Raw genomic sequence first — 24,410 nt, 5'->3', positions numbered from 1 at the left:
GCATCTTCTCTTTTTAAGAATCAGTCCGTGACAGAATGCGCATCATAGTGGAAGCTATCAAGTTGCGCAATTTTTATACAATCATCGGGACTGGTTAAAGCGAAAAATCGGTAACAGATAGCGCTGTGACTGTAAAATAATGCGTTCCAGCGTCTCGGCATCCAGTTGACGCCACAGGCGTTGATACCAGATATCATCGCCTTCGCCACGAACCATCATGTTGCCTTCATAAGCCTGCAAAAACTTACTGCGCGCTTTTTGCAGCGTATCGTCGTCCTCTAACATGGCATCATTTGCAGCGTCATAACAGGTTTTTATCCATGCGCCGCCGCTTTCCGGTAATACCAGCAATGGCGACGACATGCCTTCCCGATATCCCTCAATGAGCTGCGACAAATACAGCAGCGCCTGTTCTGCCGCCAGTGGCGGGAAACGCCATTCCCCGTCTTTGCGCAGGAACAACCGACTCTCTCCCGTACCGCCACTGGCACAATAGACAAGATGTTCCAGCCAAAGTTGCACCCCCTGGGCAATGCTTATCAAAGATGGGCGCCAGCGCAACAAACCGTCCTCTTGCACCTGCGGCAACCAACCGGTGATTTGCACACCGTTACAGATGAGATCAATCTCCATGCTCTGGCAAGGCTGACGACAGGCGATAATGCGTTCAGCCAGCGACTGCATCTCCTGACGCTGCGTATCCCACAGAATTTCGCCAAATGACCCATAGGGCAGCACGCCTGCCGCACGAAAACGGCGAAACAGTCGTTCAGCATCGTTCTCTTCAACCAGCGTGTTAAGCAATTGCTGATTAAGCTGATAGCGAGTTAATCCTTCCAGAACAAAAGGTTCAGTTTCCGGGATCTCACTTTCTTCAGAACGAAAGTTGACCTGCAAACGCATCTGAAAAAAGGCCCGTACCGGATGAGCCCAAAATCGCTGTAACGTTTCCAGCGTTAACGTGGCTGGCATTTCAAAGGGGAGAGGCTGCACAAAATCCGTATGCGCTTTTCCTGACATGCTCGCCGCAGGCAGCCACTCCCGGGCGTAGCTTTGCTGTTCGCCGGGCTGATAGTTTTGTGCGTCAAAAGGCATGCGGGTATGCAGACGTGTAATGTGCGCTTTTACCCGGGCCTCGCTTTGATCGCAGGTCAACGATTCGTCGCCCGGCAAATAGTGGCTTTGCCCGATGTAATCCATCAGTTCCTGCACCAATACCGACGGGAAGCGTTCGCTGTTATCCTGAATTGAGCGGCCAATGTAGCTGATGTAGAGCGTTTGCTGCGCCGAAATTAATGCTTCGAGGAACAGATAACGGTCATCATCGCGACGGCTGCGATCGCCCCGCATCGGTTTTTGACTCATCAGATCAAAGCCCAGCGGCGCAAGCTGACGCGGATAAACGCCATCGTTCATGCCCAGCAGGCATACAACCTTAAAAGGAATAGAGCGCATCGGCATCAGCGTACAAATGTTAACGGGCCCCGCCAGGAAGCGCTGGCTAATGCGTTCCTGGTCGAGACGCTGCGCCAGCTCATCACGTAGCAAGGAAAGCGGTACGGCATCGCCATACTCAGCCCCCAGTCCTTCAGTAATAATGGCCTGCCACTGCTGTTCAATCAGCGTCATCGCCGCTTCGGTATCCGCATCCGGCAGGAAGAAATCATTAAGCATGTCCCGACAAACAGGCAGCCACTCTTCCAGCGGGCGCTCCTGCGCCAGTCCTCGACGCCAGAGATTAAGCTGCATCAGTAACGAGGCCAGATGCCCTACCAGTTCGGCAATCAAACCGCTCGACTCATCGTAGGGCAATACCGATTGCCACTCGCCCTGGGCGCTTTCCATCGCATAGCCGAGCAGCATGCGCGTTAAACCAAATTGCCAGGTATGTTGACCCGTTGGCGGAAGTTCCAGTTCACGCACGTTATCGTCGTCAATTCCCCAGCGAATACCTGATTCATTAACCCACAAACGAAGATAGCGCAGACCATCTTCATCAATATTGAAACGTGCCGCCAGCACGGGGACATCCAGTAATGCCAGCACATCCTCAGAGACAAAACGGCTATCCGGCAGCGACAGAAGACTGATAAAGGCCTGCAAGACGGGATGAGACTGACGCGCCCGACGGTCGGAAATCGCATAGGGTAAGTAACGGTCGGCTGGCGCGCTGCCAAAAACCGCCTGAATGAACGGGCTATAGCTGTCGATATCCGCCACCATCACGATAATGTCGCGCGGCGTCAGCGTGGGATCTGCTTCCAGCATTGCCAGCAGTCGGTCATGAAGAATTTCCACTTCACGCTGAGGGCTATGGCAGACATGGAAAGTCACGCTGGTGTCGTTCACATCAAGCAGTCGTTTGTTGTCGCTCCGGGAATACTCGTCCAGCGTAACGCCCGCCACGGCCCGGCTTTGTAACTCGAGGATATCCGACTGAATGTTATGCAAAAGATTGTCTGGGGTTATATCGACAAACGCATCCAGCTCCTGGCTGTTTTCCAGTTCTGAAAGCAGATAAATATAATCACGTCCCAACTTACCCCACGAGGCCAGCATCGGGTTGCCTACATCCTGCTCACCATCACTGTTAAACAATCCTGCCGCATTCTGAGTATCACGAAACAGCGGCAGGTGACGTTCTTCAAAACTGTGCCGACGCTGACGCGCCAGCAACTTTGCCAGCCAGGCGGGATCTTTAATGTCGCCCCAATAGTAGCGACAAGGGTTGGTAAACAGCAGATGAATATCAATGTGCTTACCCAACGCCTGCAAGGCCTGCAGGTAAACCGGCGGTAGCGCCGAAATTCCGCAAATAAAGACGCGAGAAGGCAGCCCCTGCGGACATTCAGACGCATTTTCCAGGGTGTGAATAAATCGCTGATATAAATTGGCGCGATGCCAGCGCGGTTGACCCAGTTCTGCGGTGTATTCCACCAGCGCTTTCCACAACGGCGCCTGCCATGCCTGAGCCTCGCCGAGTCCTTCAATCTGGCGCCCCGCTTCCCACTGCGTTAACCAGTCAGGGCGATAAACTAAATACTGATCGAAAAGGTCCGCCGCGCGAGAGGAAAGCTGAAACAGCTTACGTTTATCGGTGTCGTCCGTCAGATAATTTCGCAGCAGTGCGAAGTCATCGTTATCCAGCAATTGCGGCAGCAGGGTCATTAACTTCCAGCTCATGCTCTGTTTGCTAAACGCGCTCTCTTTCGGGATATCCGGCAGCACGCGCACAAACATATCCCAGATAAAACTCGCGGGTAGCGGGAAATCGATGTTGGCGGCAATACCAAATTTCTGTGCAAGGGTCATCTGTAGCCACTGCGCCATACCGGTGCTTTGCACCAGGATCATTTCCGGCTCAAAGGGATCGTCCAACCGCTCGCGCTCAACGATAAACTCCATTAACGCTTCCAGCACATCCAGACGATTGGAGTGGTAGACCCTTAACATAGCGGCTCCTGACTACTGACGGTTCGGGCAATGCAGACGTGTCATTTGACCTTGCCTGCCCAGAGGTGAAGAAATTTTAACGCTGATGCTGACACATCCTGCTTCCGTTGTCTGCATTCGGTTAACCTGCCAGTTCACAGGTGGTGAAAACGGATACAGCTGGGTTTGCTGCCAGGCGTGACGCCAGAGTTGCTGATACTGGTTTCTGACGATAAAACTGTTCATCAACGCCCGCTGGTATCCCGATAGCGCAGTCACAACCATGATCATCAGCACCATTGCCAGCATCACTTCCGGCAGGCTAAAACCACGTTGTCTGTTCAGGGAGTCAGACATAACGCTACCGCCTTTAACGGACAAAAATCGCTCCAGCCATGCGCCGAAAATTCGATATTGCCATCGATAACCGCTCCCTGACGCCATAACGATACCCCTTCATAATGCGCAATAAGCAGCACGGAAGTCTCAGTAAGTCGTCGCAGGCAAACCGCGACATCCTGCCCGGTATAACGCCGACACTGTAAAGCCGGTTGTAAGCCCCAGGACTGCATGCGTCCCCATTCGATGGCAGATTGCACTACCGCCTGCCGTTGCAAAGACCGACTTTCTGTTGTAACACGCGATGCAAAACTCATTTCTTGTCGGCTAACACCCTGCAATAACAGGCTGCCGAGCACCAGCAGTAGCAGGACCATCGCCAGGGACGAAACACCTCGCTCACTATTCACAGGTTGAAACCTGTCACACTGTAAAAGGCTTCAATGACTTTTTGCGGTTCGACGTTGCTCACTCCACGCAAACGCAACGTAAGGAGTGGTTGAAATCCGCGAATATTCAGGCGCTCAACCTTAAACGCCTGAATCTCTATCGTGGCTGGATCGGTCATTTTCTCCCACCCTTTGCCATTACAACTCGTTGCTCCTCGCTGGGTCTCCAGGACTTTGTCCTGTAAACGAAATCCGATGGTATCGGACTCTTTCGCGGGAACGCTCTCCCAAATGCCGTTACTGTTGGCATCCCAACGGGCAATGACACAGTCACCCTTAGCCGATATCACCAGTCCCTCTCCGACACAGCTTCCCCGGCAATACCCTGCCCGCTGAAGATGTTTTGCCACGGTATAGACCCGCTGCCATATTTCATCCTCCAGCGCTAGCTGGCGCGTATTGCGCAGGATCTCTCGCTGCAGAGCGGGTAAAAATCGCGCTGCGCTAAGCAGTAAAATGCTGCTAATGACCATAGCAATGAGCACCTCCAGCAGTGAAAAACCCCGCTCGTTTACAGACATGACCTGGCCTCATCGCGCTCGCAAAGCCTGATCCGCCCCCAGCCTGACACCACCACGCGCCATTCGCCTGCCGCATTTTTCAGACGAATATGTCCAGCCCATGCCGTATTGCGCAGCCCATAAAAGGCCAGTGAAGGCGTTATCTCTGCCATTTCGACATCGTCCCAGCGCGGTGCAAACACCAGGGGTGAAGTTGGTTTACACCCGTCTTGTAAAGCCGCAGCACTGACCAGACACCACGATGGCCCATCCTCCATCACGCTTATCACGTGATCGCGGTTACGCCAGTTAGCATCTTCACGTAGTTGCAGCAGGTAGTCCCGCACCTGACAGGCGGTCTGCCACAGGCGCTGTTGCTGTTGCCAGTACTGCCAGCCATACAACCCGGACGCGCCAAGCGCCGCGACAATCAGCATCGCAATCAGGGTTTCGAGAAACGTGTAGCCTTGTTGTTTTTTCATGCCGCCAGTATGGCGTGAGGAAAATGAATAACGAGCGGGAAATTCGGTTTCTACGGCGAGCTACGGGGAATATTTGACGCGTTGCAGAGCGTTGCAATATTTCAGGAACCCGCGCCGAAGAATGAAATGACAGACAAAAAAAACCGACGCGCGAAGGCGTCGGTTGTGACAGCATCAAGCCCGGTTAAATAGCCACTGGCGCTTTAATACCGGGATGTGGATCGTAGCCTTCGATTTCGAAATCTTCGAAGCGATAATCAAAGATAGATTCAGGCTTACGTTTGATGATCAGCTTCGGCAACGCGCGCGGTTCGCGGCTAAGCTGCAGATGCGTTTGATCCATATGATTGCTGTACAGGTGCGTGTCGCCGCCGGTCCAGACAAAATCACCCACTTCAAGGTCGCACTGCTGCGCCATCATGTGTACCAGTAAGGCGTAGCTGGCAATGTTGAATGGCAGACCGAGGAACACATCGCACGAACGTTGATACAGCTGGCAGGAGAGCTTGCCATCCGCCACATAGAACTGGAAGAAAGCATGGCACGGCGCCAGCGCCATCTTATCCAGCTCACCGACGTTCCATGCGGAAACGATGATGCGTCGAGAGTCCGGGTCATTTTTCAGCTGGTTTAGCACCGTGGTGATCTGGTCAATATGGCGACCGTCCGGCGTTGGCCACGCGCGCCACTGTTTGCCATAAACCGGGCCTAAATTACCGTTTTCATCCGCCCATTCATCCCAGATTGAGACGTTGTTTTCATGCAGGTAGGCAACGTTAGTATCGCCCTGCAAAAACCACAGCAGCTCATGAATGATCGAGCGTAAATGGCAGCGTTTGGTCGTAACCAGCGGGAACCCTTCCTGCAGATTAAAACGCATCTGATGGCCAAAAATGGAAAGCGTTCCGGTTCCGGTACGGTCGTTTTTCTTTGTGCCTTCATCCAGCACTTTTTGCATCAGTTCTAAATACTGTTTCATGGTTCCTCAGGAAACGTGTTGCTGTGGGCTACGGCGGTACGCCCAAACCATCATAATAATGCCTGCGACAATCATCGGGATAGAGAGGATCTGTCCCATGCTGATGTACTGCACCCAGGTGCCGGTAAACTGTGCGTCCGGCTGGCGGAAGAATTCAACGATAATACGAAACGCGCCATAACCAATCAGGAACAGACCGGACACCGCCCCCATAGGACGCGGCTTGCGAATGTACAGGTTCAGAATGATAAACAGTACAACCCCTTCCAGCGCCATCTCATAAAGCTGCGAGGCGTGACGCGGCAGCGAGCCGTAGGTATCAAAAATGGACTGCCATTGCGGGTTGGTTTGCAGCAGTAAAATATCTTCGGTACGGGAGCCCGGGAACAGCATGGCATACTTGAAGTTCGGGTCGACGCGTCCCCACAGTTCACCGTTGATAAAATTACCCAGACGCCCTGCGCCCAGACCAAACGGGATCAGCGGAGCGATGAAATCAGAAACCTGGAAGAACGAACGCTTGGTGCGTCTGGCGAAGATAATCATCACCAGAATCACGCCGATAAGTCCGCCGTGGAAGGACATACCGCCATCCCAGACGCGGAACAGATACAGCGGATTATCGAGGAACAATGGGAAGTTATAGAACAGTACGTAACCAATACGTCCGCCGAGGAAAACCCCGAGGAAGCCTGCATACAGTAAGTTTTCTACTTCATTTTTAGTCCAGCCACTGCCCGGACGATTAGCACGGCGCGTCGCCAGCCACATGGCGAAAATAAAACCCACCAAATACATCAAGCCGTACCAGTGAAGCGCGACGGGTCCGATTGAGAAAATGACCGGATCGAAATCCGGAAAATGCAGATAGCTACTGGTCATCTGTCACCACAAGTTCTTGTTATTTCGCTGAAGTCAGACAGCAATTGATAAGCGCGCCTGCGTAAAGCAGGCGCTCCAAAGGTGCGAATGATAGCACAAGGGGATCGCAGCGGATGCCGGGAAGATGTAAAAGATCTGTATAGGTAATCTTTCCCCCGTAATGTCTGACAGCGCTACGCTTATCAGGCCTACAGTCCCCCGCGAATCAGCCCCCCCATGCCACGGCGCTCCATAAAGGCCGCCACCTGATGGCGTACTTCTGCCGCCATCTGCGCTTCCAGGCTGCGCTGGGCCAGCGTTTGCGCCTCGCCAAAATCGATATGGCGCAGCAGATATTTAACGCGAGCCACGGATCGACCGTTCATTGATAAATGACGGAAACCCAGGCCGATCAGAATGGCCACGCACATCGGATCGCCCGCCATTTCACCGCATAAGCGCAAATCGATACCGCTTCTTTCGGCTTCCTGCGCAATCATCGCCAGCGCACGTAACATCCCCGGATGCAGGCTGTCATAAATGCTGGCCACCCGCGTATTGTTACGATCAACGGCCAGAATGTATTGGGTGAGATCGTTGGTTCCGACCGAGATAAAGTCTATCCGGTTAGCCAGATGCGGCAACATAAACACCATCGACGGAACTTCCAGCATGATGCCGATGCGCGGTTTCGGGATTGCGTAACCGATCATCTCTTCCACTTCGCGTCCGGCGCGTTCAATCAGGCGTCGCGCTTCGTCCACTTCATCAATACTGGTCACCATCGGCAGTAAAATGCTCAGGTTACCGGTTGCCGCGTTTGCACGCAGCATGGCCCGGACCTGGATCAAAAAGATCTCCGGTTGATCGAGCGTAATGCGGATCCCACGCCAGCCAAGGCATGGGTTCTCTTCACTGATCGGCATGTAGGGCAGCTGTTTATCGGCCCCGACATCCAGCGTCCGCAGAGTCACCGGCTTGTCGTTAAACATTTGCAGCATCCCTTGATACTGCGCAACCTGTTCTTCTTCCGAAGGAAAGCCGCTTTGCAGCATGAAAGGAATTTCTGTGCGATACAGACCAATGCCATCGATCCGACTGCCCAGCTTCTCTTCATGTTCCGGGCTGAGACCCGCATTGAGCATCACCTTCACGCGCTCGCCGCTTTTTAACTGCGCCGGTTGGTTAACGTCATCTTCCGCCAGGCGGCTCAGCTCGATCTCTTCGCTGATAAGGCGCTGGTATTCCTGGACCAATACCGGTTCCGGATCGACCAGCACTTCACCACGATAACCATCCACCACCAACGTTCGACGGTGTAGTACTGACGGCTGGATATCAGCCCCCATGACGGTAGGAATACCCAGCGCACGCACCATAATCGCCGCATGAGAGTTGGCTGCGCCGTCCCGGACAACCACGCCGACTAACCGGTCCTGGGGAAGTTCCGCCAGCGTCGTAGCGGAAAGCTCATCCGCCACCAGCACAAAACGTTCCGGCCAGGCATTCGGTCCCTGGATCGAGTCGTCAAGATGGAACAGCAGACGCTGGCCCAGCGCGCGTAAATCTCCGGCCCGCTCTTTGAGATAGTTATCGCTCAGCGCGGCAAACTGTTCGGCAAATTTTTCGATGATCGTTTTAACGGCCCACTCAGCCACCGAGCCGTTATCCACTTCCGCAAACAGTTCGCGGCGCAGGCGGGTATCAGAAAGCAGGTGCGAGTAGAGATCAAAGATCGCCGCCGTTTCTTTCTGCGCCCCGGCGGTAAAGCGTTTGCTGTAACGGCGGAATTCGTTCGCCGCCTCTTCCAGCGCGCCGGTCAGCCGCTCGCGCTCAAGCACCGGGTCCAGCGTTGAAGCCTGATAGACCTGCTCCATCAGCGGTAGCGTTGCATCCTGCCAGCCTTCGGCAATGGCTACGCCGGGAGCGGCAGGCAATGCACGGATACGCGTTTGCCGGTATTGGCCGAACAGTGCGTTCAGTTGCGACTGGGAAAGTATGGCCGCCATTTGCGTGGCGAGCGTCACCAGGAAAGACTCTTCGCTTTCGTCGTACTGACGTAATTCACGCTGCTGCACCACCAGCACACCTAACAGCTGACGACGCTGAATAATCGGTACGCCTAAGAACGCACGAAAGCGCTCTTCTTTTACCGAAGGAATGTATTTAAAGCTGGGATGTTTTTGCGCATCGGCGAGGTTGATAGGTTCCGCCAGCCTGCCAACCAGGCCAACGATACCTTCATCAAACGCGAGTGCGACGGTGCGACCACGTGGTTTTTTCAGACCTCGTGTCGCCATGAGGTAATAACAACGTCGGTCGTGATCGGCCAGATAGACCGAGCAGACCTCTGTATCCATCGCAAGACAGATGTCGGTAACCAGTATATTGAGCGCCTCATTAAGACGCGGAGCACTGGCCACCTTTTCGACTATTTCGCGCAGGCGGGTGAGCATAATTTGCGTAGCTTAACCTCTTTTACGTCTGTACGCAGGTGCGCTTTGCGGTTTAGGAGTGCTCTCCTGAAGCGCCATGACAACACTTGCGAATTCTTTCATCACCCTGCGATAGACATCGCGTTTAAATGACACCACCTGTCGAACCGGATACCAGTAACTCACCCAGCGCCAGCCGTCGAACTCAGGTGTACTGCTGGTTTGCATATTAATTTCAGCATCGCTGCTGACCAATTGCAGAAGAAACCATTTTTGTTTCTGGCCGATACAAACCGGCTTTGTGTCCCAACGCACCAAACGTTTCGGTAACTTGTAACGCAACCAGTTACGAGTAGAAGCAAGGATCCGTACATCTTTACGGCTGAGACCCACTTCTTCAAAGAGTTCCCGGTACATCGCCTGCTCTGCCGTCTCTCCTGCGTTTATCCCACCTTGTGGGAATTGCCAGGAGTGCTGACCAAATCGCCGGGCCCACATGACCTGCCCCTGGCGGTTACAAATTACTATCCCTACATTCGGGCGGTAGCCATCGTCATCAATCACCGGACTACCTCAACATAAACCTTATATACAAACGATTGTTTCACACTCCTGAGAGGCGGTAAACCACTCTGTTAAGGGTGCGATATTCTAATAACAATTGAATAACTCACAGCGAAGCCCCGAGTTATAAACAGAAGAAGGGCATTCAGGGCGATTTTATTCACCTTTTCTGTGGATATAGTTGTGAAGAAGTACGGAATTACTATGGGAAAACCCAGAACAGTCCGAATAAGACATTCGTCACATATAAAAAATAGTCTTATTTATTCATTAAGTTAAAAACGATCGGTACCAACGAACACACATAAATGTGATGTGTGTCACGCACACGATCTTCACGCTGATGAAAGATCGACCAGCGTTGGTTTTATCCACAGATTATGCCAATAAGTTAGGCACAATTTGTGTAAAAATTCGATTTTCGTCGCACGTCAAGGCTGTAAATTGAAACAGTAGTGGGGGTTTTTCACAGTTATCCCATCTTTCTGTGGATAACATGGTGTAAGATCCTGTTCATTGTCAGTGACCAGAATTGGAAAACCTACATTGCTGTTGCGCAACTCCGCGCGCGTGAATATAAAAACCAATATAAATCATATAATTGAATAAAGCATGTGGAAAAAGATAAACTCTGTCCACACGGTATAAAATCATTGCTCATTTTTTCACCTAAGGGTTGACCCGATGCCAGAACTCCATCCGTTACTTTCTCCGCCTGACTCTGAAGCCCAATTGCTAACTCAGGCGCGGCAGCTTGCGGGCTACTCGTTGGGAGAATTGGCGACCATGGCGGGACTCGTCACCCCAAGGGATCTCAAGCGTGATAAAGGCTGGATTGGCGTCCTGCTGGAGATTTGGCTGGGCGCCAGCGCAGGCAGCAAGCCGGAGCAGGATTTTGCGGCGCTGGGCGTAGAGCTGAAAACGATCCCTGTGGACAGTCTTGGCAGACCGCTGGAAACCACCTTCGTATGCGTAGCGCCGTTAACTGGCAATACAGGCGTCACCTGGGAAACCAGCCATGTGCGGCACAAACTTAAACGCGTACTGTGGATCCCGGTAGAGGGTGAACGCAGCATTCCACTGGCTGAACGTCGCGTCGGCTCGCCCTTGCTCTGGAGCCCGAACGACGAAGAAGACCAGCAATTACGGTTGGACTGGGAAGAACTAATGGACATGATTGTGCTAGGCCACGTCGAACGCATCACCGCTCGCCATGGGGAAGTGTTACAACTGCGTCCCAAAGCCGCCAATGCCCGAGCGCTTACCGAAGCGATTGGCGCCCATGGCGAACCCATCCTGACCCTGCCGCGCGGGTTTTATCTGAAAAAGAACTTCACGCGCGCATTGCTTGAGCGGCATTTCTTATTCCAGCCGCAATAGGCACCGTCCGGCCTTTCACCCGCCGCGTTACGGGCCTATAATTACCGCTTCTTTTTTTTGGCAGGACTTTGCTCGATGTTATTTGCATGGATAACCGATCCTAACGCCTGGCTTGCGCTCGGTACGCTGACGCTGCTGGAGATCGTTCTTGGGATCGACAATATTATTTTCCTCTCTCTGGTTGTAGCCAAACTTCCGACAGCGCAACGCAATCATGCCCGACGTATTGGGCTGGCGGCAGCAATGATTATGCGTCTGGCGCTGCTGGCCTCTATCGCCTGGGTAACACGGCTGACAAACCCGTTGTTCGAGGTATTTGGCGAGGCGATTTCGGCGCGCGACCTGATCCTTCTGCTCGGCGGGTTGTTCCTGATCTGGAAAGCCAGTAAAGAGATCCACGAATCCATTGAAGGTGAGGAAGAGGGACTGAAAACCCGTGTCTCTTCATTCCTGGGCGCGATTGTGCAGATCATGTTGTTAGACATTATCTTCAGTCTGGATTCCGTAATTACAGCGGTAGGCTTGTCTGACCATCTGTTTATCATGATGGCGGCGGTGGTGATTGCCGTGGGCGTGATGATGTTTGCTGCTCGCCCAATTGGTGAGTTTGTCGATCGTCACCCTTCAGTGAAAATGCTGGCGCTCTCTTTCCTGATTCTGGTCGGTTTTACGCTAATTCTGGAAAGTTTCGACGTCCACGTTCCGAAAGGATACATCTATTTCGCCATGTTCTTCTCTATCGCGGTAGAGACACTGAACCTGTGGCGTAATAAAAAAAATCCGCTCTGATGAAATCTGTCGCTCCCCGCAAGGGGAGCGAATACCGCGCCGGACCTACCTCTTCTCACAGTTTAAGATTTTACTGCTTTCGTCATGCATAACTTCGCGTTATTACTAAACTATTGTCAGACGCAGGCCATGAGAGGATAAGCAGATGAAAAAATGGGCAGTTTTGATTTCCGCCGTAGGACTGGCTTTTGTAGTTTCTGGATGCAGCAGCGATTATGTAATGGCGACAAAAGATGGCCGGATGATCCTGACCGACGGAAAACCAGAGATTGACGACGATACCGGTCTGGTGAGCTACCACGATCAGCAAGGCAATGCGATGCAGATCAACCGCGACGATGTATCTCAAATCATTGAACGCTGATGGTTGAGGTCAGCAGCGCGCTGGCCTTAACAATTTTACTTCCCTTTTTCTCTTCCCTCAGCCATTTTTATAATCCTTATGTTGTGATTATAAAAAGGAAACGGCTATGCAATATCACCGTATACCCCACAGCTCGCTGGAAGTCAGTACACTGGGGCTGGGCACAATGACGTTTGGTGAACAAAACAGCGAAGCCGACGCACATGCACAGCTCGATTATGCCGTGGCACAAGGCATAAATTTGATCGACGTTGCCGAGATGTATCCGGTACCGCCGCGTCCTGAAACCCAGGGGCTCACCGAAACTTACGTGGGCAACTGGCTAGCCAAACACGGTAGCCGCGAAAAGCTAATCGTGGCGTCGAAGGTCAGTGGGCCATCACGTAACAACGACAGCGGCATTCGACCAAATCAGGCGCTGGACCGTAAAAATATCCGTGAAGCGCTGCACGACAGTCTGAAAAGACTGCAAACCGATTACCTGGATCTGTATCAGGTTCACTGGCCGCAGCGCCCCACCAACTGCTTTGGTAAGTTAGGCTACAGCTGGACGGACTCCGCGCCGGTCGTCTCCCTGCTGGATACGCTGGACGCGCTGGCTGAGTTTCAGCGCGCGGGAAAAATTCGCTACATCGGCGTTTCCAATGAAACCGCGTTTGGCGTGATGCGTTATCTGCATCTGGCGGACAAACACGATCTGCCGCGCATCGCCACTATCCAGAATCCCTACAGCCTGCTGAACCGTAGCTATGAAGTTGGACTGGCAGAAGTCAGCCAGTACGAAGGGGTTGAACTACTGGCCTATTCTTGCCTGGGCTTCGGTACGCTAACCGGTAAGTATCTGAACGGCGCGAAGCCTGCCGGCGCACGTAATACGTTGTTTAGCCGTTTCACACGCTACAGCGGTGAGCAAACGCAAAAGGCCGTTGCAGCCTATGTGGATATCGCGAAACGCCATAATCTGGATCCTGCGCAAATGGCGCTGGCATTCGTGCGTCGTCAGCCGTTTGTCGCCAGCACCCTGCTGGGAGCAACGACGATGGAGCAGTTAAAAACCAACGTTGAAAGCCTGCATCTGGCGTTGAGCGAAGAAGTTCTGGCCGAGATTGAAGCGGTGCATCAGGTGTATACCTATCCTGCACCATAACGGTTAGTGCCTGATGGCGCTACGCTTATCAGGCCTACAGAAAGCATTCCCTGTAGGCCCGATAAGGCAACTACACGTCATAGACTAATGGCGGCGCTGCCAAATCCATAGCGCCGCAATCGCCAGCGCAAACAGCGCGCCAAATCCAATACCAATCGCTACCGCCGGGATCCCCACCAGCACCGCCAGCGAGTAAATACCCAGCATCAGCAGCATCGCGCTGTTTTCACCCAGGTTTTGCACCGCAATCGCATTACCCGCACCGACGCTTTTCTTGCCCCGCTCCTGTAACAACGCATTCAGCGGCACCACAAAGAACCCGCCTGACACGCCGATAAGCATCAGCAACGCGTAGGCCGGAAGCAGCGCATGTTGCAGCGAGAAGATCAGCACCACGACGCCAATCAGGATCCCCGCAGGCATACAGCGCGACACGGTTTCCAGCGTCACCAGCTTCGCTGCCGCACCCGCGCCGACCACAATCCCAATCGCCACCATGGCATTCAGGTAAGTAGGTGTGGCGTTATCGGTGATGCCCAGCGCCACCGGCACCCACAGCACCAGCAGAAAACGCAGCGTGACGCCAGCGCCCCAAAAGAGGCTGGTTCCCACCAATGAGAAACGCGTTTCACCGTTACGCCACAGCGAAGTGGCCGCACAGAAAAAACTGCGGGTCATTTTCCCCAAATGCCAGGACTGGCCAGGGCGAGCCGCGGCCAGCTTCGGGATAAACAGGTTAGCCACCACGGCACCCGCATAGGCCAGCGCACAGGCAGAAAGCGCAGCAATCACGTGCCAGTCGGCCAGCACGCCCCCCGCCACAGAACCGAGTAAAATCGCGGCAATGGTGGAGGCTTCCATCAGGCCGTTAGCTTTCACCAGTTTGTCGCCAGTGGTCAGTTCACCGAGAATGCCATACTTGGCTGGTGAATACGCCGCCGCGCCGATCCCCACCAGCGTATAGCCGAGAAACGGATTAACGCCGAAACAAATACTCGCCGCGCCCAGCAGCTTCATGCCGTTAGCGAACATCATCACCCTGCCTTTAGCAAAGCTGTCCGCCACCTGCCCGACAAAGGGCGCAAACAGGATGTAAGCGCCCACAAACACCATTTGCAGGATCGGCTGACTCCAGTCCGGATAAAATTGTTCCTTAAGCAAAGCCAGCGTGGCGAACAGTAAGGCGTTATCGCCAAACGCCGACAGGAACTGCGCGGCGATAACGGACATCATCCCTTTGGACCAGATAGAAGTGTTAGTGTGCACTGACTCACTCATGTTGTTTTTCCGGCTCATCGACCCAGCTTTTCAGCGTGACAAAATCCGGCTTACCGCTGCCGAGTAATGGGAGTTGTTTCAGGTGGCGAATATCACGCGGCACGGCAAGTTCAGGCACGCCGTGCGCTCGCGCATACTGCTGCAGTTTTTCGCGCGTCAGTTCACTGTCGGTGGTGAACAGCACCAGCGCCTCGCCTTTGCTGGCATCGCTTTTGATCGCCGTGGCGTGCATTTTATCCGCAGATACCGCCAGCGCCAGTTGCTCAACCATTTCCAGCGAGACCATCTCTCCGGCAATTTTAGCAAAACGCTTGGCGCGTCCCTGGATCTGCACAAAGCCGTTTTCATCAAAGCGCACGATGTCTCCGGTGTCATACCAGCCGTGCTCAATCTCACCCTGCGCATTTTCTGCCGTCGGCACTTCCAGCACGCCGGGTTTTTCGACGCGCAAATAGCCGCTCATAATATTAGGGCCTTTTAGCTGTAAACGCCCTCCGTCCTCAATGCCTGGAACAGCTAACAGTCGGGCATCCATACCGGGCAAGATACGCCCTACCGTTCCTGATTTCGCCGCCATCGGCACGTTGATCGACACCACTGGCGCACATTCCGTCACGCCATAGCCTTCAAGGACGCGCAGACCAAATTTCTCCTGCCACAGCTGTTTTGTAGTGTCTTGCAGTTTTTCCGCTCCCGCCACCACATAGCGCAGACGGTGAAAATCATAGGGATGCGCGAAACGCGCGTAGTTGCCAAGGAACGTTGATGTACCAAACAGTACGGTGCAGTTCCGGTCGTAGACCAGCTCCGGCACAATGCGGTAATGCAGCGGGCTGGGATAAAGAAACACTTCTGCGCCGCTCAGCAACGGCGTGAATAATCCCACCGTCAGACCAAAGGAGTGGAATAGCGGCAACGCAGACATAAAGCGGTCGTCGGCGGTGAAATCGGCGATGGTTTTAATCTGCTCGACGTTCGCCAGAATGCTCTTGTGGCTGTGTACCACACCTTTTGGATGACCTTCCGAGCCAGAGGTAAAGAGGATTACCGCGGCCTCTTCCGGCTGCTGTTTCACCTGCGCCAGATGCGGCGCCAGCAGGTGTGAGAAAATCCACAGCTTATCGCTAAACGTCACATCGGCTTTCAGGTCTTCCAGGTAAACCCAGCGCACCTGTGTGAGCTGCTCCGGTAAATGCCAAAGTTTGCCTTTATCGAGAAACTGTCGGGAAGTGAAGATAGTTTTGATTTCTGATGCAGTAATGGCGCTGGTTAGCCCTTTTACACCTGCTGTATAGTTCATCATCGCCGGAATACGTCGACGCGCAATAGCGCCAAAAATGACCGCCGCGCTGATCCCCGCGTTTGGCAGCATCAGGCCAATTTTTTCACCCTCAGAGGTATATTTTTCCAGAATACGGGCCACAAACAGCGTCTTAGTCAACAGTTTACGGTAGCTGTCCGGCGTAAAGTTAACATCTTCAATGCAGTTTTTGCCTGCGCCAAAGCGATATTTCGCCGCCAGCAGAGACTCATAAAGCGTTTCACGCGGACGTACCGCCATGCGCGCTTCCATCATAATTTGATGCAGCATTTCACCCGCGATTTTGCGGCGATCGCGAGCACGCGTCGCTTCCGGCATCGGCATATGGGTCGGCGGCAGGATGTGCAAGCGAATACGCGGGAAGAATCGCTGTTTAACCAGACCTTTCAGGCGACTAAAGCGTGACAGCTCCGCGCCTTCGATGCGCACAGGAACCACCGTGGCCCCTGACTTTGCCGCGACAAACCCGGCGCCGTCATAGATTTTCATCAATGAACCGGTGGTCGAAATACGCCCTTCCGGGAAAATAACCACCGGACGCCCCTGCTCGACCAGGCGAACCAGATGTTTAATCGACATCGGTTTGGTCGGGTCTAACGGCACGAAATCAATCAGCGGGGTCAGCCAGCGCATATACCATTGCTGGCTTATAGAGGTGTAAACAGCAAAAACGGGGCGGATCGGTAAAAAAAGCGCCAGCAGGATGCCGTCGATAAATGAGACATGGTTGGGAGTAATTAGAACGCGTTCTCCCTGTAGCGCGCTGATATCGCCCGTGACGCGAACGCGGAAAAGCACGCGAAACAGATTACGAAAAAAGCCAAATAGCATCTCAACTCCCTGTGCCATTAATTACATAAACATTAATGATGGGAGAGTATACGAGTTGGGGAATGGGCGCGACAGGTAACTGGTGAATTCAATCCGAAAAAAAACCTGCGCATCCGCGCAGGTCGGTGCAAGAGACAGGTACGAAGTGCGTACCGAATAATCTCACCAATCAATACCTCTGGGATCTTGATTGTGGTCGTCAGCAGCCAGATACGCCAGTGCGAAAACGCAAAGGAATGAACCCAAATGCAACGAGTTGTGTAAATTATCGGTTACTGTTACAGATAGGCCGAAGACAAAAAAAAACCTGCGCATCTGCGCAGGCTGGTGTAAATCTAGTGATCAACCCGAAAGTTGATTTCACCTATCAATACCTCTGGGATCCCAACTTTAACAATCTGCTCAGTGCCCTCACCAGCAAGCAATCGCAACAGCACATCGCAAAGTGTAAGTAAAAATTAGTGTTTTCTATTTTCTGTCTTACTTCGCTCGCGCGCGCTCACATTTGCGACGTCCTGACAGGCAATCTGCTTGAACAGCCAGCCGTTTTCCGTAACACTGACACAATGTAAGCGTTTACCCACAACAGGTACTATCATGGCGACCATAAAGGATGTAGCCCGACTAGCTGGTGTATCAGTCGCCACCGTTTCTCGAGTGATTAATGATTCCCCCAAAGCCAGCGAAGCATCGCGTCTGGCCGTAACGAGTGCAATGGAATCACTCAGCTACCACCCCAACGCCAACGCGCGTGCGCTGGCGCAACAATCTACCGAAACCGTCGGACTGGTGGTTGGTGATGTGTCAGATCCATTTTTTGGGGCAATGGTTAAAGCTGTCGAGCAGGTGGCCTATAACACCGGTAATTTTTTACTGATCGGCAACGGCTACCATAATGAACAGAAGGAACGTCAGGCAATTGAACAGCTTATTCGCCACCGCTGCGCTGCGCTTGTTGTCCACGCCAAAATCATCCCGGATGCAGATCTGGCTTCATTAATGAAGCAAATCCCCGGCATGGTATTGATCAACCGAATTCTGCCAGGATTCGAACAACGCTGCGTTGCCCTCGATGACCGCTTCGGCGCGTGGTTGGCTACCCGACACCTTATTCAGCAGGGCCATACCCGTATCGGTTATCTGTGCTCCAATCACACCATTTCAGATGCGGAGGATCGCCTGCAAGGCTATTACGATGCGCTGACGGAGAGCAATATACCGATTAACGATCGGCTGGTGACCTTTGGCGAGCCGGATGAGAGCGGCGGTGAGCAGGCCATGACCGAGTTGCTTGGCCGTGGTAAAAACTTCACGGCTGTAGCCTGCTATAACGACTCAATGGCGGCTGGCGCGATGGGCGTGTTAAATGATAACGGCATTGATGTACCAGGCGAAATTTCCCTGATCGGCTTCGATGATGTGCTGGTTTCCCGCTATGTGCGTCCACGTTTGACCACGGTACGCTATCCGATAGTGACGATGGCAACCCAGGCCGCTGAACTGGCGCTTGCGCTGGCGGAGAAGCGACCCGCGCCTGAAATCACCCACGTATTTAACCCAACTCTGGTGCGCCGCCATTCCGTTTCGACGCTGACAGAGCCGGGCAATTCTTCGTCAAACGATTAACCAGGATAGCGTCATGACCACGATGTTGGACGTTTCACGACACGCTGGCGTCTCAAAAGCGACCGTTTCGCGCGTGCTGAATGGTACGGGTCAGGTAAAAGAGAGCACGCGCCAGAAAGTGTTTAAGGCCATGCAGGCACTTGATTATCGACCCAATTTTTTAGCGCGTTCTTTAGCGAACCGTACCAGCAATAGCATTGGCCTGGTGGTTTCCACGTTTGATGGATTCTACTTTGGCCGCCTGCTGCAACAGGCTTCGCGCCAGACGGAATCTCACGGTAAGCAGTTGATCGTCACCGACGGTCACGACACGCCGGAGCGTGAACAAGAAGCCGTGCAAATGCTGGCCGACAGGCAGTGTGATGCCATTATTCTCTATACCCGTTATATGAGTGAGCAGGCGATTATGTCACTGATGAACAGCATTGCTATGCCGTTGCTGGTCATTAACCGTGATGTCAGTCAGGCCCGCGATCGCGCGATTTTCTTTGAACAGGAAGAAGCCGCGTTCCAGGCGGTCAATTATCTGATCTCCCAGGGGCATAGCGATATTGCCTGCATCACCGTGCCGGGCCATACCCCTACCGGTAAATCACGTTTGATGGGATATCGTAAAGCGCTGGAAAAAAACGGTATTCCCTGGGATCCCGGCAAGGTTAAATACGGCGATTCAACGATGACGCGTGGCTATGAAGCCTGTCGTGAGCTGCTGGAGGAAGGGGTGACATTCAGCGCCCTGTTCGCCTGTAACGATGACATGGCATTAGGTGCATCAAAAGCGTTGCATCAGGCTGGCCTGAAGATCCCGACGGACGTCTCGCTGTTTGGTTTTGACGATGCGCCCAGCGCTAAATGGCTGGAGCCGGGACTCTCTACCGTCTATCTGCCGATTGACGCCATGATAACAACGGCAATTGACCAGGCTATCCGTCTGGCCAACGGTGAGAGCGTAGAGCCGATCCCACCGTTTACCGGCAAACTGGTGTTGCGGGAATCGGTGACAACGGGGCCGTACTTTAAGTAATCAGATGCCGGATGGCGCTACGCTTATCCGGCTTTTCACAACGCTGTATTCAGATTAATTCCAGCGCCAGTAGCTCATCAATAGTCTGACGACGACGAATCAGTCGCGCCACGCCGTGATCAAACAACACCTCCGGCAGCAGCGGGCGGCTATTGTAGTTTGACGACATTGACGCGCCGTACGCCCCGGTATCATGCAGCACCAGATAATCCCCCGGCACCACCGCTGGCAGCAGACGGGTTTCAACATTTCCGCCTTCCTGCTGGGTAAAGACGTCGCCGGACTCACACAGCGGCCCGGCTACTACGGTTTCTATTTGCGCGGCTTGCTCCAGAGAACGGCCATTTCCCGCCAGTGCAGAGATATGGTGATAGCTACCGTACATCGCCGGGCGCATCAAATCGTTGAAGCCTGCGTCAATCAGCACAAAGTGACGGCTGCCCATCGCTTTTACGCTGCGCACCTGCGCCACCAGCACGCCGGATTCCGCCACCAGAAAACGGCCCGGTTCGATCTCCAATTTAACAGCGTGACCCAGATGACGCGCAATTTGATCGCGCGCGGCGTTCCATAACCCAAAATAATGATCGGTGTTGATCGCCTCTTCGCCCTCACGGTATGGGATCGACAGCCCGCCGCCCGCGGAGATCGCCTCCAGATCCTGACCAAACTCGACAACCTGACGCACCATCGCGCCGCATACCTGTTCCAGATGGCCGTAGTCGACGCCGGATCCGATATGCATATGAATGCCCACCAGCTTCAACTGATAGCGCTGGATCACTTCCAGCGCCGCCGGTAGATCGCTGTACCAGATCCCGTGTTTGCTGTTCTCGCCGCCGGTGTTGGTTTTCTGACTATGTCCATGACCAAAGCCAGGGTTCACGCGTAGCCACACGCGATGGCCCGGCGAAAGCTGACCCAGTTGCTCCAGCATATCCACTGAACCGGCATTAACCGGAATGCTCAATTCATGCACCCGGGCGAGCGTCGCGCCATCGATCATATCGGCGGTAAAGACAATCTCATCTTTTCCCGGCTCAAAACCCGCCGCCAGCGCGCGTTCAATTTCGCCCAGCGAGACGGAATCGACCTTCACGCCCTGCTCGCGCATCAGGCGCAGAATATGAATATTTGAGCATGCCTTCTGGGCAAAACGCACCACGTCAAACTGGCTCAGTTTGGCAATCTGCGCGCGGATAATCTGCGCATCATACACCCACACCGGGCAGCCAAATTCAGCGGGCAGGCGTAGCAGGTTGTCGGCGGTGAGATCGGTATCAGTGCTGTTGAGTGGGCGTGGCATGGTGTGCTCCGGTATTGGCTTTTTTATGATTACGCCACAGCCCGAAAAGAATAAAAAATATCGTTTTATCGTGAGTCTATGCAAAAATGATATGGATTACATCATTCGAGGATTCGCCATGCCCGCCGTTAACCTGCGCCATATTGAAATTTTTCACGCCATCATGACCGCAGGCAATCTGACGGAAGCCGCGCGGATGCTACATACCTCGCAGCCGACCGTCAGTCGGGAACTGGCCCGATTCGAGAAAGTGCTGGGATTAACGCTGTTCGAACGTTCGCGTGGCAGGCTGCATCCGACCGTGCAAGGGTTACGTCTGTTTGAAGAGGTACAACGTTCCTGGTATGGTCTGGACAGGATTGTGAGCGCCGCCGAAAGTCTGCGCGAATTTCGTCAGGGCGAATTATCGATTGTCTGCCTGCCGGTATTCTCACAATCTTTTTTACCGCCGCTGCTGCAGCCATTCCTCACACGCTACCCGCAGGTCAATATTCAGATAGTGCCGCAGGAGTCACCATTGCTGGAAGAGTGGCTGTCGGCGCAACGCCACGATCTGGGGATCACAGAAACTCTGCATACCCCAGCAGGAACTAAACGTACAGAATTGCTGGCGCTGGATGAAGTATGCGTGCTGCCACAGGGACATCCGCTGGCCGAGAAATCCGTGCTCACACCGCAGGATTTTCAGGGCGAAAACTACATCAGCCTGTCGCGGACCGACAGCTACCGTCAGCTTCTGGATACCCTGTTTAATGAGCACCAAGTGAAACGCCGCATGGTAATAGAAACCCATAGCGCTGCTTCAATTTGTGCAATGGTGCGGGCGGGTGTGGGGATCTCGGTGGTCAATCCATTAACGGCGCTGGATTACGCCAGCAGCGGGATCGTTATCCGCCGTTTCAGTATTTCGGTACCGTTTACGGTCAGCCTGATTCACCCGCTTCATCGCCCCGCCTCGGCGCTGGTAGATGCTTTCACCGCGCATCTGCAAGCCCATCTGCCGAAGCTAATCGATCCGCTGAACGCTATTTTGCATCCACAGACGAAAGCATAAACTCCACCGCATCTTGCGCATGGATAGCCGCAGTGTCGAAAACCGGTAGTGGGCTTAGCTCGGCTGGCACCAGCAGACCAATCTCGGTACAGCCAAAAATTACCCCTTGCGCGCCCTGTTTAGCCAGTTGAGCAATCACACTGAGGTAATAATCGCGGGACGTTTCATTGAATTCGCCGAGGCACAGCTCATCGAAAATAATCTGGTTTATTTTTTGCCGGTCGTTAGCGTCAGGGATAAGCGTACTAATGCCAAATTCAGCCTGTAAGCGCCCACGGTAAAAATCCTGCTCCATGGTGTAGCGCGTACCCAGCAGCGCCACGTTGCTCATCTGCTGCTTTTGTATGGCGCGGCCAGTGGCATCAGCAATATGCAGGAACGGTACATCACAGGCGGTTGCAATCGCCTCAGCAACCTTGTGCATCGTGTTGGTACACAACAAGATGCCCTCAGCACCCGCCTCCTGTAGCCCTCTGGCGGCCTGCGCGAGGATCTGCCCGGCCCGCTGCCAGTCGCCGCTGGACTGACAGGCTTCAATCTCATGAAAATCTACGCTGTGCAACAGAATCTGTGCCGAATGCAGGCCACCCAGACGCTGTTTTACCCCTTCATTAATGAGTCGATAATAAGGAATGGTGGATTCCCAGCTCATACCGCCTAACAGACCGATCGTTTTCATCGCTTCCCCTCATTTGTTGTTATCTCTTCAGTGAACCAAAGATGTGATCAACTTTCCACATCTGTTGGTGTGCATTTCTTTTTATACTTTGCTGATATAAATTTAATGAAACACCGTTTCACTAACTTACAGGAATGTCGGATGTTTATTTTTCATAAAGAGACCACGCTTGAAGATCTGGGCAATGGCGTTACCCGTCGCATTCTTGCTCACGACGGTAAAATGATGGCGGTTGAGGTGAACTTCGAGCAGGGCGCGATTGGTCCGCTGCACAACCACCCGCATGAACAGCTGACTTACGTTTTATCCGGTGAGTTTGAATTTACTATTGGGGAAGAAAAGCATGTCGTTTCCGCAGGTGACACCCTGTATAAACAGCCCAACATTATGCATGGCTGCGTCTGCTTAAAAGCAGGAACATTACTCGATACGTTCACTCCGATGCGCGACGATTTTCTGCACGGGTAATTTCGCTGTTCTCAAACCATGCTACTGACCGGTCTGAGAACACGCTAAAATGCGTACTCAGTTCCCTAAAAATGCATACGTTACAAGGTGGGGTATTTTCCTTCGATACCAGCTCGCATAAGCGTTAATTCCGAGATGCGCCCCGCCATGTGGGCGATTACAGTCACGTTAATTTAATTAACGGTGACGGATCGCCATGACAAAAATGACAACGGCCACTCCACATGACGCGGTCTTCAAACAGTTCTTGTACCATCCCGATACCGCAAGAGATTTTCTGGATATCTATCTTCCATCAACCTTGCGGGAGCTATGTGATCTGCAAACACTAAAACTGGAATCAGGCAGTTTTATTGAGGATAGCCTGCGAGCCAGCTACTCCGACGTACTGTGGTCATTAAAAACAAACGAAGGCGTTGGATATATCTATGTTGTTATTGAGCATCAGAGTTCGCCAGACGCTCACATGGCATTTCGGCTAATGCGCTACGCCATGGCTGCAATGCAACGCCATCTGGATGCTGGCCATAAAACATTACCTTTGGTGATACCGATGCTGTTTTATCATGGCGCTCTCAGCCCCTACCCCTTTTCACTCTGCTGGCTGGATGAGTTTGACGATCCCGCATTGGCACGACAGTTATACTCAGCAACATTTCCGCTGGTAGATATCACCGTAATACCCGATGACGAAATTATGCAACATCGCCGTATAGCACTGCTGGAATTGATGCAAAAACATATCCGCAAGCGTGATTTAATGGGATTAGTGGAACAACTGGTCTCGTTGCTGGCTACGGGATACGCTAATGACAGCCAGCTCAAAACGCTATTTAATTACATGATGCAGTTTGGAAATACGCCTCACGTTGATAAATTTATCCGTGAGGTTGCCTATCGGGTACCACAGCAAAAGGAACGTCTGATGACTATCGCGGAAGTATTGCAACAGGAAGCCAAACAACAAGAGGCATTACGCATTGCCCAGATGATGTTAGCGAATGGTATTAGTCATGAAATTATACTAAAGATAACCGGGCTGTCTGCTAAGGACATCCTCGCCAGGCAGGCCTCTCCACATTGAAACAGGTAGCAATGGGAG

General features: G+C 53.1%; 22 protein-coding genes. 9 read left to right on the top strand and 13 right to left on the bottom strand.

Annotated features, from left to right (window positions below; all coding sequences use genetic code 11):
- Window positions 1-81: 81 nt before the first annotated feature.
- The 9 genes from recC to rppH all read right to left on the bottom strand — a co-directional run bounded on the left by recC (window position 82) and on the right by rppH (window position 10,041).
- The gene (recC, locus tag ICA20_RS04980; protein WP_038633301.1) at window positions 82-3,453 is read right to left on the bottom strand and encodes an exodeoxyribonuclease V subunit gamma; all 3,372 of its coding nucleotides are present in this window, start codon (window positions 3,451-3,453) and stop codon (window positions 82-84) included.
- A 12-nt stretch (window positions 3,454-3,465) separates the two neighbouring features.
- Complete coding sequence (locus ICA20_RS04975) at window positions 3,466-3,789, bottom strand: prepilin-type N-terminal cleavage/methylation domain-containing protein (protein WP_038633302.1); 324 nt, start codon at window positions 3,787-3,789, stop codon at window positions 3,466-3,468.
- On the bottom strand, window positions 3,774-4,181 hold the full coding sequence (locus ICA20_RS04970; RefSeq protein WP_038633305.1) for a DUF2509 family protein: 408 nt from the start codon (window positions 4,179-4,181) through the stop codon (window positions 3,774-3,776). Before ICA20_RS04970 ends, ICA20_RS04975 begins: the two co-directional genes overlap by 16 nt.
- Window positions 4,178-4,741: a prepilin peptidase-dependent protein gene (locus ICA20_RS04965; RefSeq protein ID WP_038633308.1), complete on the bottom strand. Its 564-nt coding sequence runs from the start codon at window positions 4,739-4,741 to the stop codon at window positions 4,178-4,180. The genes ICA20_RS04970 and ICA20_RS04965 overlap by 4 nt, the downstream gene beginning before the upstream one ends.
- On the bottom strand, window positions 4,732-5,202 hold the full coding sequence (locus ICA20_RS04960) for a prepilin peptidase-dependent protein (protein WP_038633313.1): 471 nt from the start codon (window positions 5,200-5,202) through the stop codon (window positions 4,732-4,734). Before ICA20_RS04960 ends, ICA20_RS04965 begins: the two co-directional genes overlap by 10 nt.
- A 184-nt stretch (window positions 5,203-5,386) precedes the next feature.
- Window positions 5,387-6,181 (bottom strand): thymidylate synthase, encoded by a 795-nt coding sequence (thyA, locus tag ICA20_RS04955; RefSeq protein WP_038633316.1) that lies wholly within the window; start codon window positions 6,179-6,181, stop codon window positions 5,387-5,389.
- A gap of 6 nt (window positions 6,182-6,187) precedes the next feature.
- Window positions 6,188-7,063 carry a prolipoprotein diacylglyceryl transferase gene (lgt, locus tag ICA20_RS04950; protein WP_038633319.1) on the bottom strand — a complete coding sequence of 292 codons (876 nt, stop codon included), beginning with the start codon at window positions 7,061-7,063 and terminating at the stop codon, window positions 6,188-6,190.
- A 188-nt stretch (window positions 7,064-7,251) separates the two neighbouring features.
- Window positions 7,252-9,498, bottom strand: coding sequence for a phosphoenolpyruvate--protein phosphotransferase (gene ptsP, locus ICA20_RS04945; protein WP_038633322.1), 2,247 nt, complete (start codon window positions 9,496-9,498; stop codon window positions 7,252-7,254).
- A 12-nt stretch (window positions 9,499-9,510) separates the two neighbouring features.
- Window positions 9,511-10,041 carry an RNA pyrophosphohydrolase gene (gene rppH / locus ICA20_RS04940; RefSeq protein WP_003825602.1) on the bottom strand — a complete coding sequence of 177 codons (531 nt, stop codon included), beginning with the start codon at window positions 10,039-10,041 and terminating at the stop codon, window positions 9,511-9,513.
- A 684-nt stretch (window positions 10,042-10,725) separates the two neighbouring features.
- On the opposite strand from rppH, the gene mutH reads away from it, so the two are divergent.
- The 4 genes from mutH to ICA20_RS04920 all read left to right on the top strand — a co-directional run bounded on the left by mutH (window position 10,726) and on the right by ICA20_RS04920 (window position 13,721).
- Window positions 10,726-11,421 carry a DNA mismatch repair endonuclease MutH gene (gene mutH, locus ICA20_RS04935; protein WP_038633327.1) on the top strand — a complete coding sequence of 232 codons (696 nt, stop codon included), beginning with the start codon at window positions 10,726-10,728 and terminating at the stop codon, window positions 11,419-11,421.
- A 75-nt stretch (window positions 11,422-11,496) separates the two neighbouring features.
- Window positions 11,497-12,210, top strand: coding sequence for a TerC family protein (locus ICA20_RS04930; protein WP_038633330.1), 714 nt, complete (start codon window positions 11,497-11,499; stop codon window positions 12,208-12,210).
- Window positions 12,211-12,355: 145 nt separating this feature from the next.
- A complete protein-coding gene (ygdR, locus tag ICA20_RS04925) occupies window positions 12,356-12,574 on the top strand; it encodes a lipoprotein YgdR (RefSeq protein WP_038633333.1) in 219 nt (72 codons plus the stop codon).
- Between the two features lie 106 nt (window positions 12,575-12,680).
- Window positions 12,681-13,721, top strand: a complete 1,041-nt coding sequence (locus ICA20_RS04920; protein ID WP_038633335.1) for an NADP(H)-dependent aldo-keto reductase — start codon at window positions 12,681-12,683, stop codon at window positions 13,719-13,721.
- 84 nt (window positions 13,722-13,805) lie between these two features.
- On the opposite strand, the gene lplT is transcribed toward ICA20_RS04920, so the two are convergent.
- Window positions 13,806-14,999, bottom strand: coding sequence for a lysophospholipid transporter LplT (lplT, locus tag ICA20_RS04915; RefSeq protein WP_038633338.1), 1,194 nt, complete (start codon window positions 14,997-14,999; stop codon window positions 13,806-13,808).
- Window positions 14,992-17,151 (bottom strand): bifunctional acyl-ACP--phospholipid O-acyltransferase/long-chain-fatty-acid--ACP ligase, encoded by a 2,160-nt coding sequence (gene aas, locus ICA20_RS04910; RefSeq protein ID WP_038633340.1) that lies wholly within the window; start codon window positions 17,149-17,151, stop codon window positions 14,992-14,994. The genes lplT and aas overlap by 8 nt, the downstream gene beginning before the upstream one ends.
- A gap of 597 nt (window positions 17,152-17,748) precedes the next feature.
- On the opposite strand from aas, the gene galR reads away from it, so the two are divergent.
- Together galR and ICA20_RS04900 are read left to right on the top strand one after the other, a co-directional pair.
- The gene (gene galR, locus ICA20_RS04905; protein WP_038633343.1) at window positions 17,749-18,777 is read left to right on the top strand and encodes an HTH-type transcriptional regulator GalR; all 1,029 of its coding nucleotides are present in this window, start codon (window positions 17,749-17,751) and stop codon (window positions 18,775-18,777) included.
- A 13-nt stretch (window positions 18,778-18,790) separates the two neighbouring features.
- Window positions 18,791-19,801 (top strand): LacI family DNA-binding transcriptional regulator, encoded by a 1,011-nt coding sequence (locus ICA20_RS04900; RefSeq protein WP_038633346.1) that lies wholly within the window; start codon window positions 18,791-18,793, stop codon window positions 19,799-19,801.
- 49 nt (window positions 19,802-19,850) lie between these two features.
- Here the strand turns inward: ICA20_RS04900 and lysA are convergent, their stop codons facing one another.
- Window positions 19,851-21,107 (bottom strand): diaminopimelate decarboxylase, encoded by a 1,257-nt coding sequence (lysA, locus tag ICA20_RS04895; RefSeq protein ID WP_038633349.1) that lies wholly within the window; start codon window positions 21,105-21,107, stop codon window positions 19,851-19,853.
- A gap of 118 nt (window positions 21,108-21,225) precedes the next feature.
- On the opposite strand from lysA, the gene ICA20_RS04890 reads away from it, so the two are divergent.
- Window positions 21,226-22,161: a LysR family transcriptional regulator gene (locus tag ICA20_RS04890; protein ID WP_038642849.1), complete on the top strand. Its 936-nt coding sequence runs from the start codon at window positions 21,226-21,228 to the stop codon at window positions 22,159-22,161.
- On the opposite strand, the gene ICA20_RS04885 is transcribed toward ICA20_RS04890, so the two are convergent.
- Entirely contained in the window at window positions 22,133-22,840 is a 708-nt protein-coding gene (locus ICA20_RS04885; RefSeq protein ID WP_038633352.1) for an aspartate/glutamate racemase, read from the bottom strand. The genes ICA20_RS04890 and ICA20_RS04885 overlap by 29 nt on opposite strands.
- A 141-nt stretch (window positions 22,841-22,981) precedes the next feature.
- Between ICA20_RS04885 and ICA20_RS04880 the strand changes: the two genes are divergently transcribed.
- Both ICA20_RS04880 and ICA20_RS04875 read left to right on the top strand, forming a co-directional pair.
- A complete protein-coding gene (locus tag ICA20_RS04880; protein WP_038633354.1) occupies window positions 22,982-23,308 on the top strand; it encodes a cupin domain-containing protein in 327 nt (108 codons plus the stop codon).
- Between the two features lie 196 nt (window positions 23,309-23,504).
- Window positions 23,505-24,392 (top strand): Rpn family recombination-promoting nuclease/putative transposase, encoded by an 888-nt coding sequence (locus ICA20_RS04875; RefSeq protein ID WP_038633357.1) that lies wholly within the window; start codon window positions 23,505-23,507, stop codon window positions 24,390-24,392.
- Window positions 24,393-24,410 lie beyond the last annotated feature (18 nt).

This window comes from Citrobacter sp. C5_2 (assembly GCF_014596845.2).
Taxonomy (GTDB): domain Bacteria; phylum Pseudomonadota; class Gammaproteobacteria; order Enterobacterales; family Enterobacteriaceae; genus Citrobacter; species Citrobacter werkmanii.
The sequence above is the reverse complement of the archived record's forward strand: the minus strand, read 5'-3'. Positions and strand labels throughout refer to the sequence as shown.

Bases quoted from the DNA above. Each gene is read 5' to 3' on its own strand.
- recC (WP_038633301.1), bottom strand. From the start codon at position 3,453: ATGTTAAGGGTCTACCACTCCAATCGTCTGGATGTGCTGGAAGCGTTA.
- ICA20_RS04975 (WP_038633302.1), bottom strand. From the start codon at position 3,789: ATGTCTGACTCCCTGAACAGACAACGTGGTTTTAGCCTGCCGGAAGTG.
- ICA20_RS04965 (WP_038633308.1), bottom strand. From the start codon at position 4,741: ATGTCTGTAAACGAGCGGGGTTTTTCACTGCTGGAGGTGCTCATTGCT.
- ICA20_RS04960 (WP_038633313.1), bottom strand. From the start codon at position 5,202: ATGAAAAAACAACAAGGCTACACGTTTCTCGAAACCCTGATTGCGATG.
- thyA (WP_038633316.1), bottom strand. From the start codon at position 6,181: ATGAAACAGTATTTAGAACTGATGCAAAAAGTGCTGGATGAAGGCACA.
- lgt (WP_038633319.1), bottom strand. From the start codon at position 7,063: ATGACCAGTAGCTATCTGCATTTTCCGGATTTCGATCCGGTCATTTTC.
- ptsP (WP_038633322.1), bottom strand. From the start codon at position 9,498: ATGCTCACCCGCCTGCGCGAAATAGTCGAAAAGGTGGCCAGTGCTCCG.
- mutH (WP_038633327.1), top strand. From the start codon at position 10,726: ATGCCAGAACTCCATCCGTTACTTTCTCCGCCTGACTCTGAAGCCCAA.
- ICA20_RS04930 (WP_038633330.1), top strand. From the start codon at position 11,497: ATGTTATTTGCATGGATAACCGATCCTAACGCCTGGCTTGCGCTCGGT.
- ygdR (WP_038633333.1), top strand. From the start codon at position 12,356: ATGAAAAAATGGGCAGTTTTGATTTCCGCCGTAGGACTGGCTTTTGTA.
- ICA20_RS04920 (WP_038633335.1), top strand. From the start codon at position 12,681: ATGCAATATCACCGTATACCCCACAGCTCGCTGGAAGTCAGTACACTG.
- lplT (WP_038633338.1), bottom strand. From the start codon at position 14,999: ATGAGTGAGTCAGTGCACACTAACACTTCTATCTGGTCCAAAGGGATG.
- aas (WP_038633340.1), bottom strand. From the start codon at position 17,151: ATGCTATTTGGCTTTTTTCGTAATCTGTTTCGCGTGCTTTTCCGCGTT.
- galR (WP_038633343.1), top strand. From the start codon at position 17,749: ATGGCGACCATAAAGGATGTAGCCCGACTAGCTGGTGTATCAGTCGCC.
- ICA20_RS04900 (WP_038633346.1), top strand. From the start codon at position 18,791: ATGACCACGATGTTGGACGTTTCACGACACGCTGGCGTCTCAAAAGCG.
- lysA (WP_038633349.1), bottom strand. From the start codon at position 21,107: ATGCCACGCCCACTCAACAGCACTGATACCGATCTCACCGCCGACAAC.
- ICA20_RS04890 (WP_038642849.1), top strand. From the start codon at position 21,226: ATGCCCGCCGTTAACCTGCGCCATATTGAAATTTTTCACGCCATCATG.
- ICA20_RS04885 (WP_038633352.1), bottom strand. From the start codon at position 22,840: ATGAAAACGATCGGTCTGTTAGGCGGTATGAGCTGGGAATCCACCATT.
- ICA20_RS04880 (WP_038633354.1), top strand. From the start codon at position 22,982: ATGTTTATTTTTCATAAAGAGACCACGCTTGAAGATCTGGGCAATGGC.
- ICA20_RS04875 (WP_038633357.1), top strand. From the start codon at position 23,505: ATGACAAAAATGACAACGGCCACTCCACATGACGCGGTCTTCAAACAG.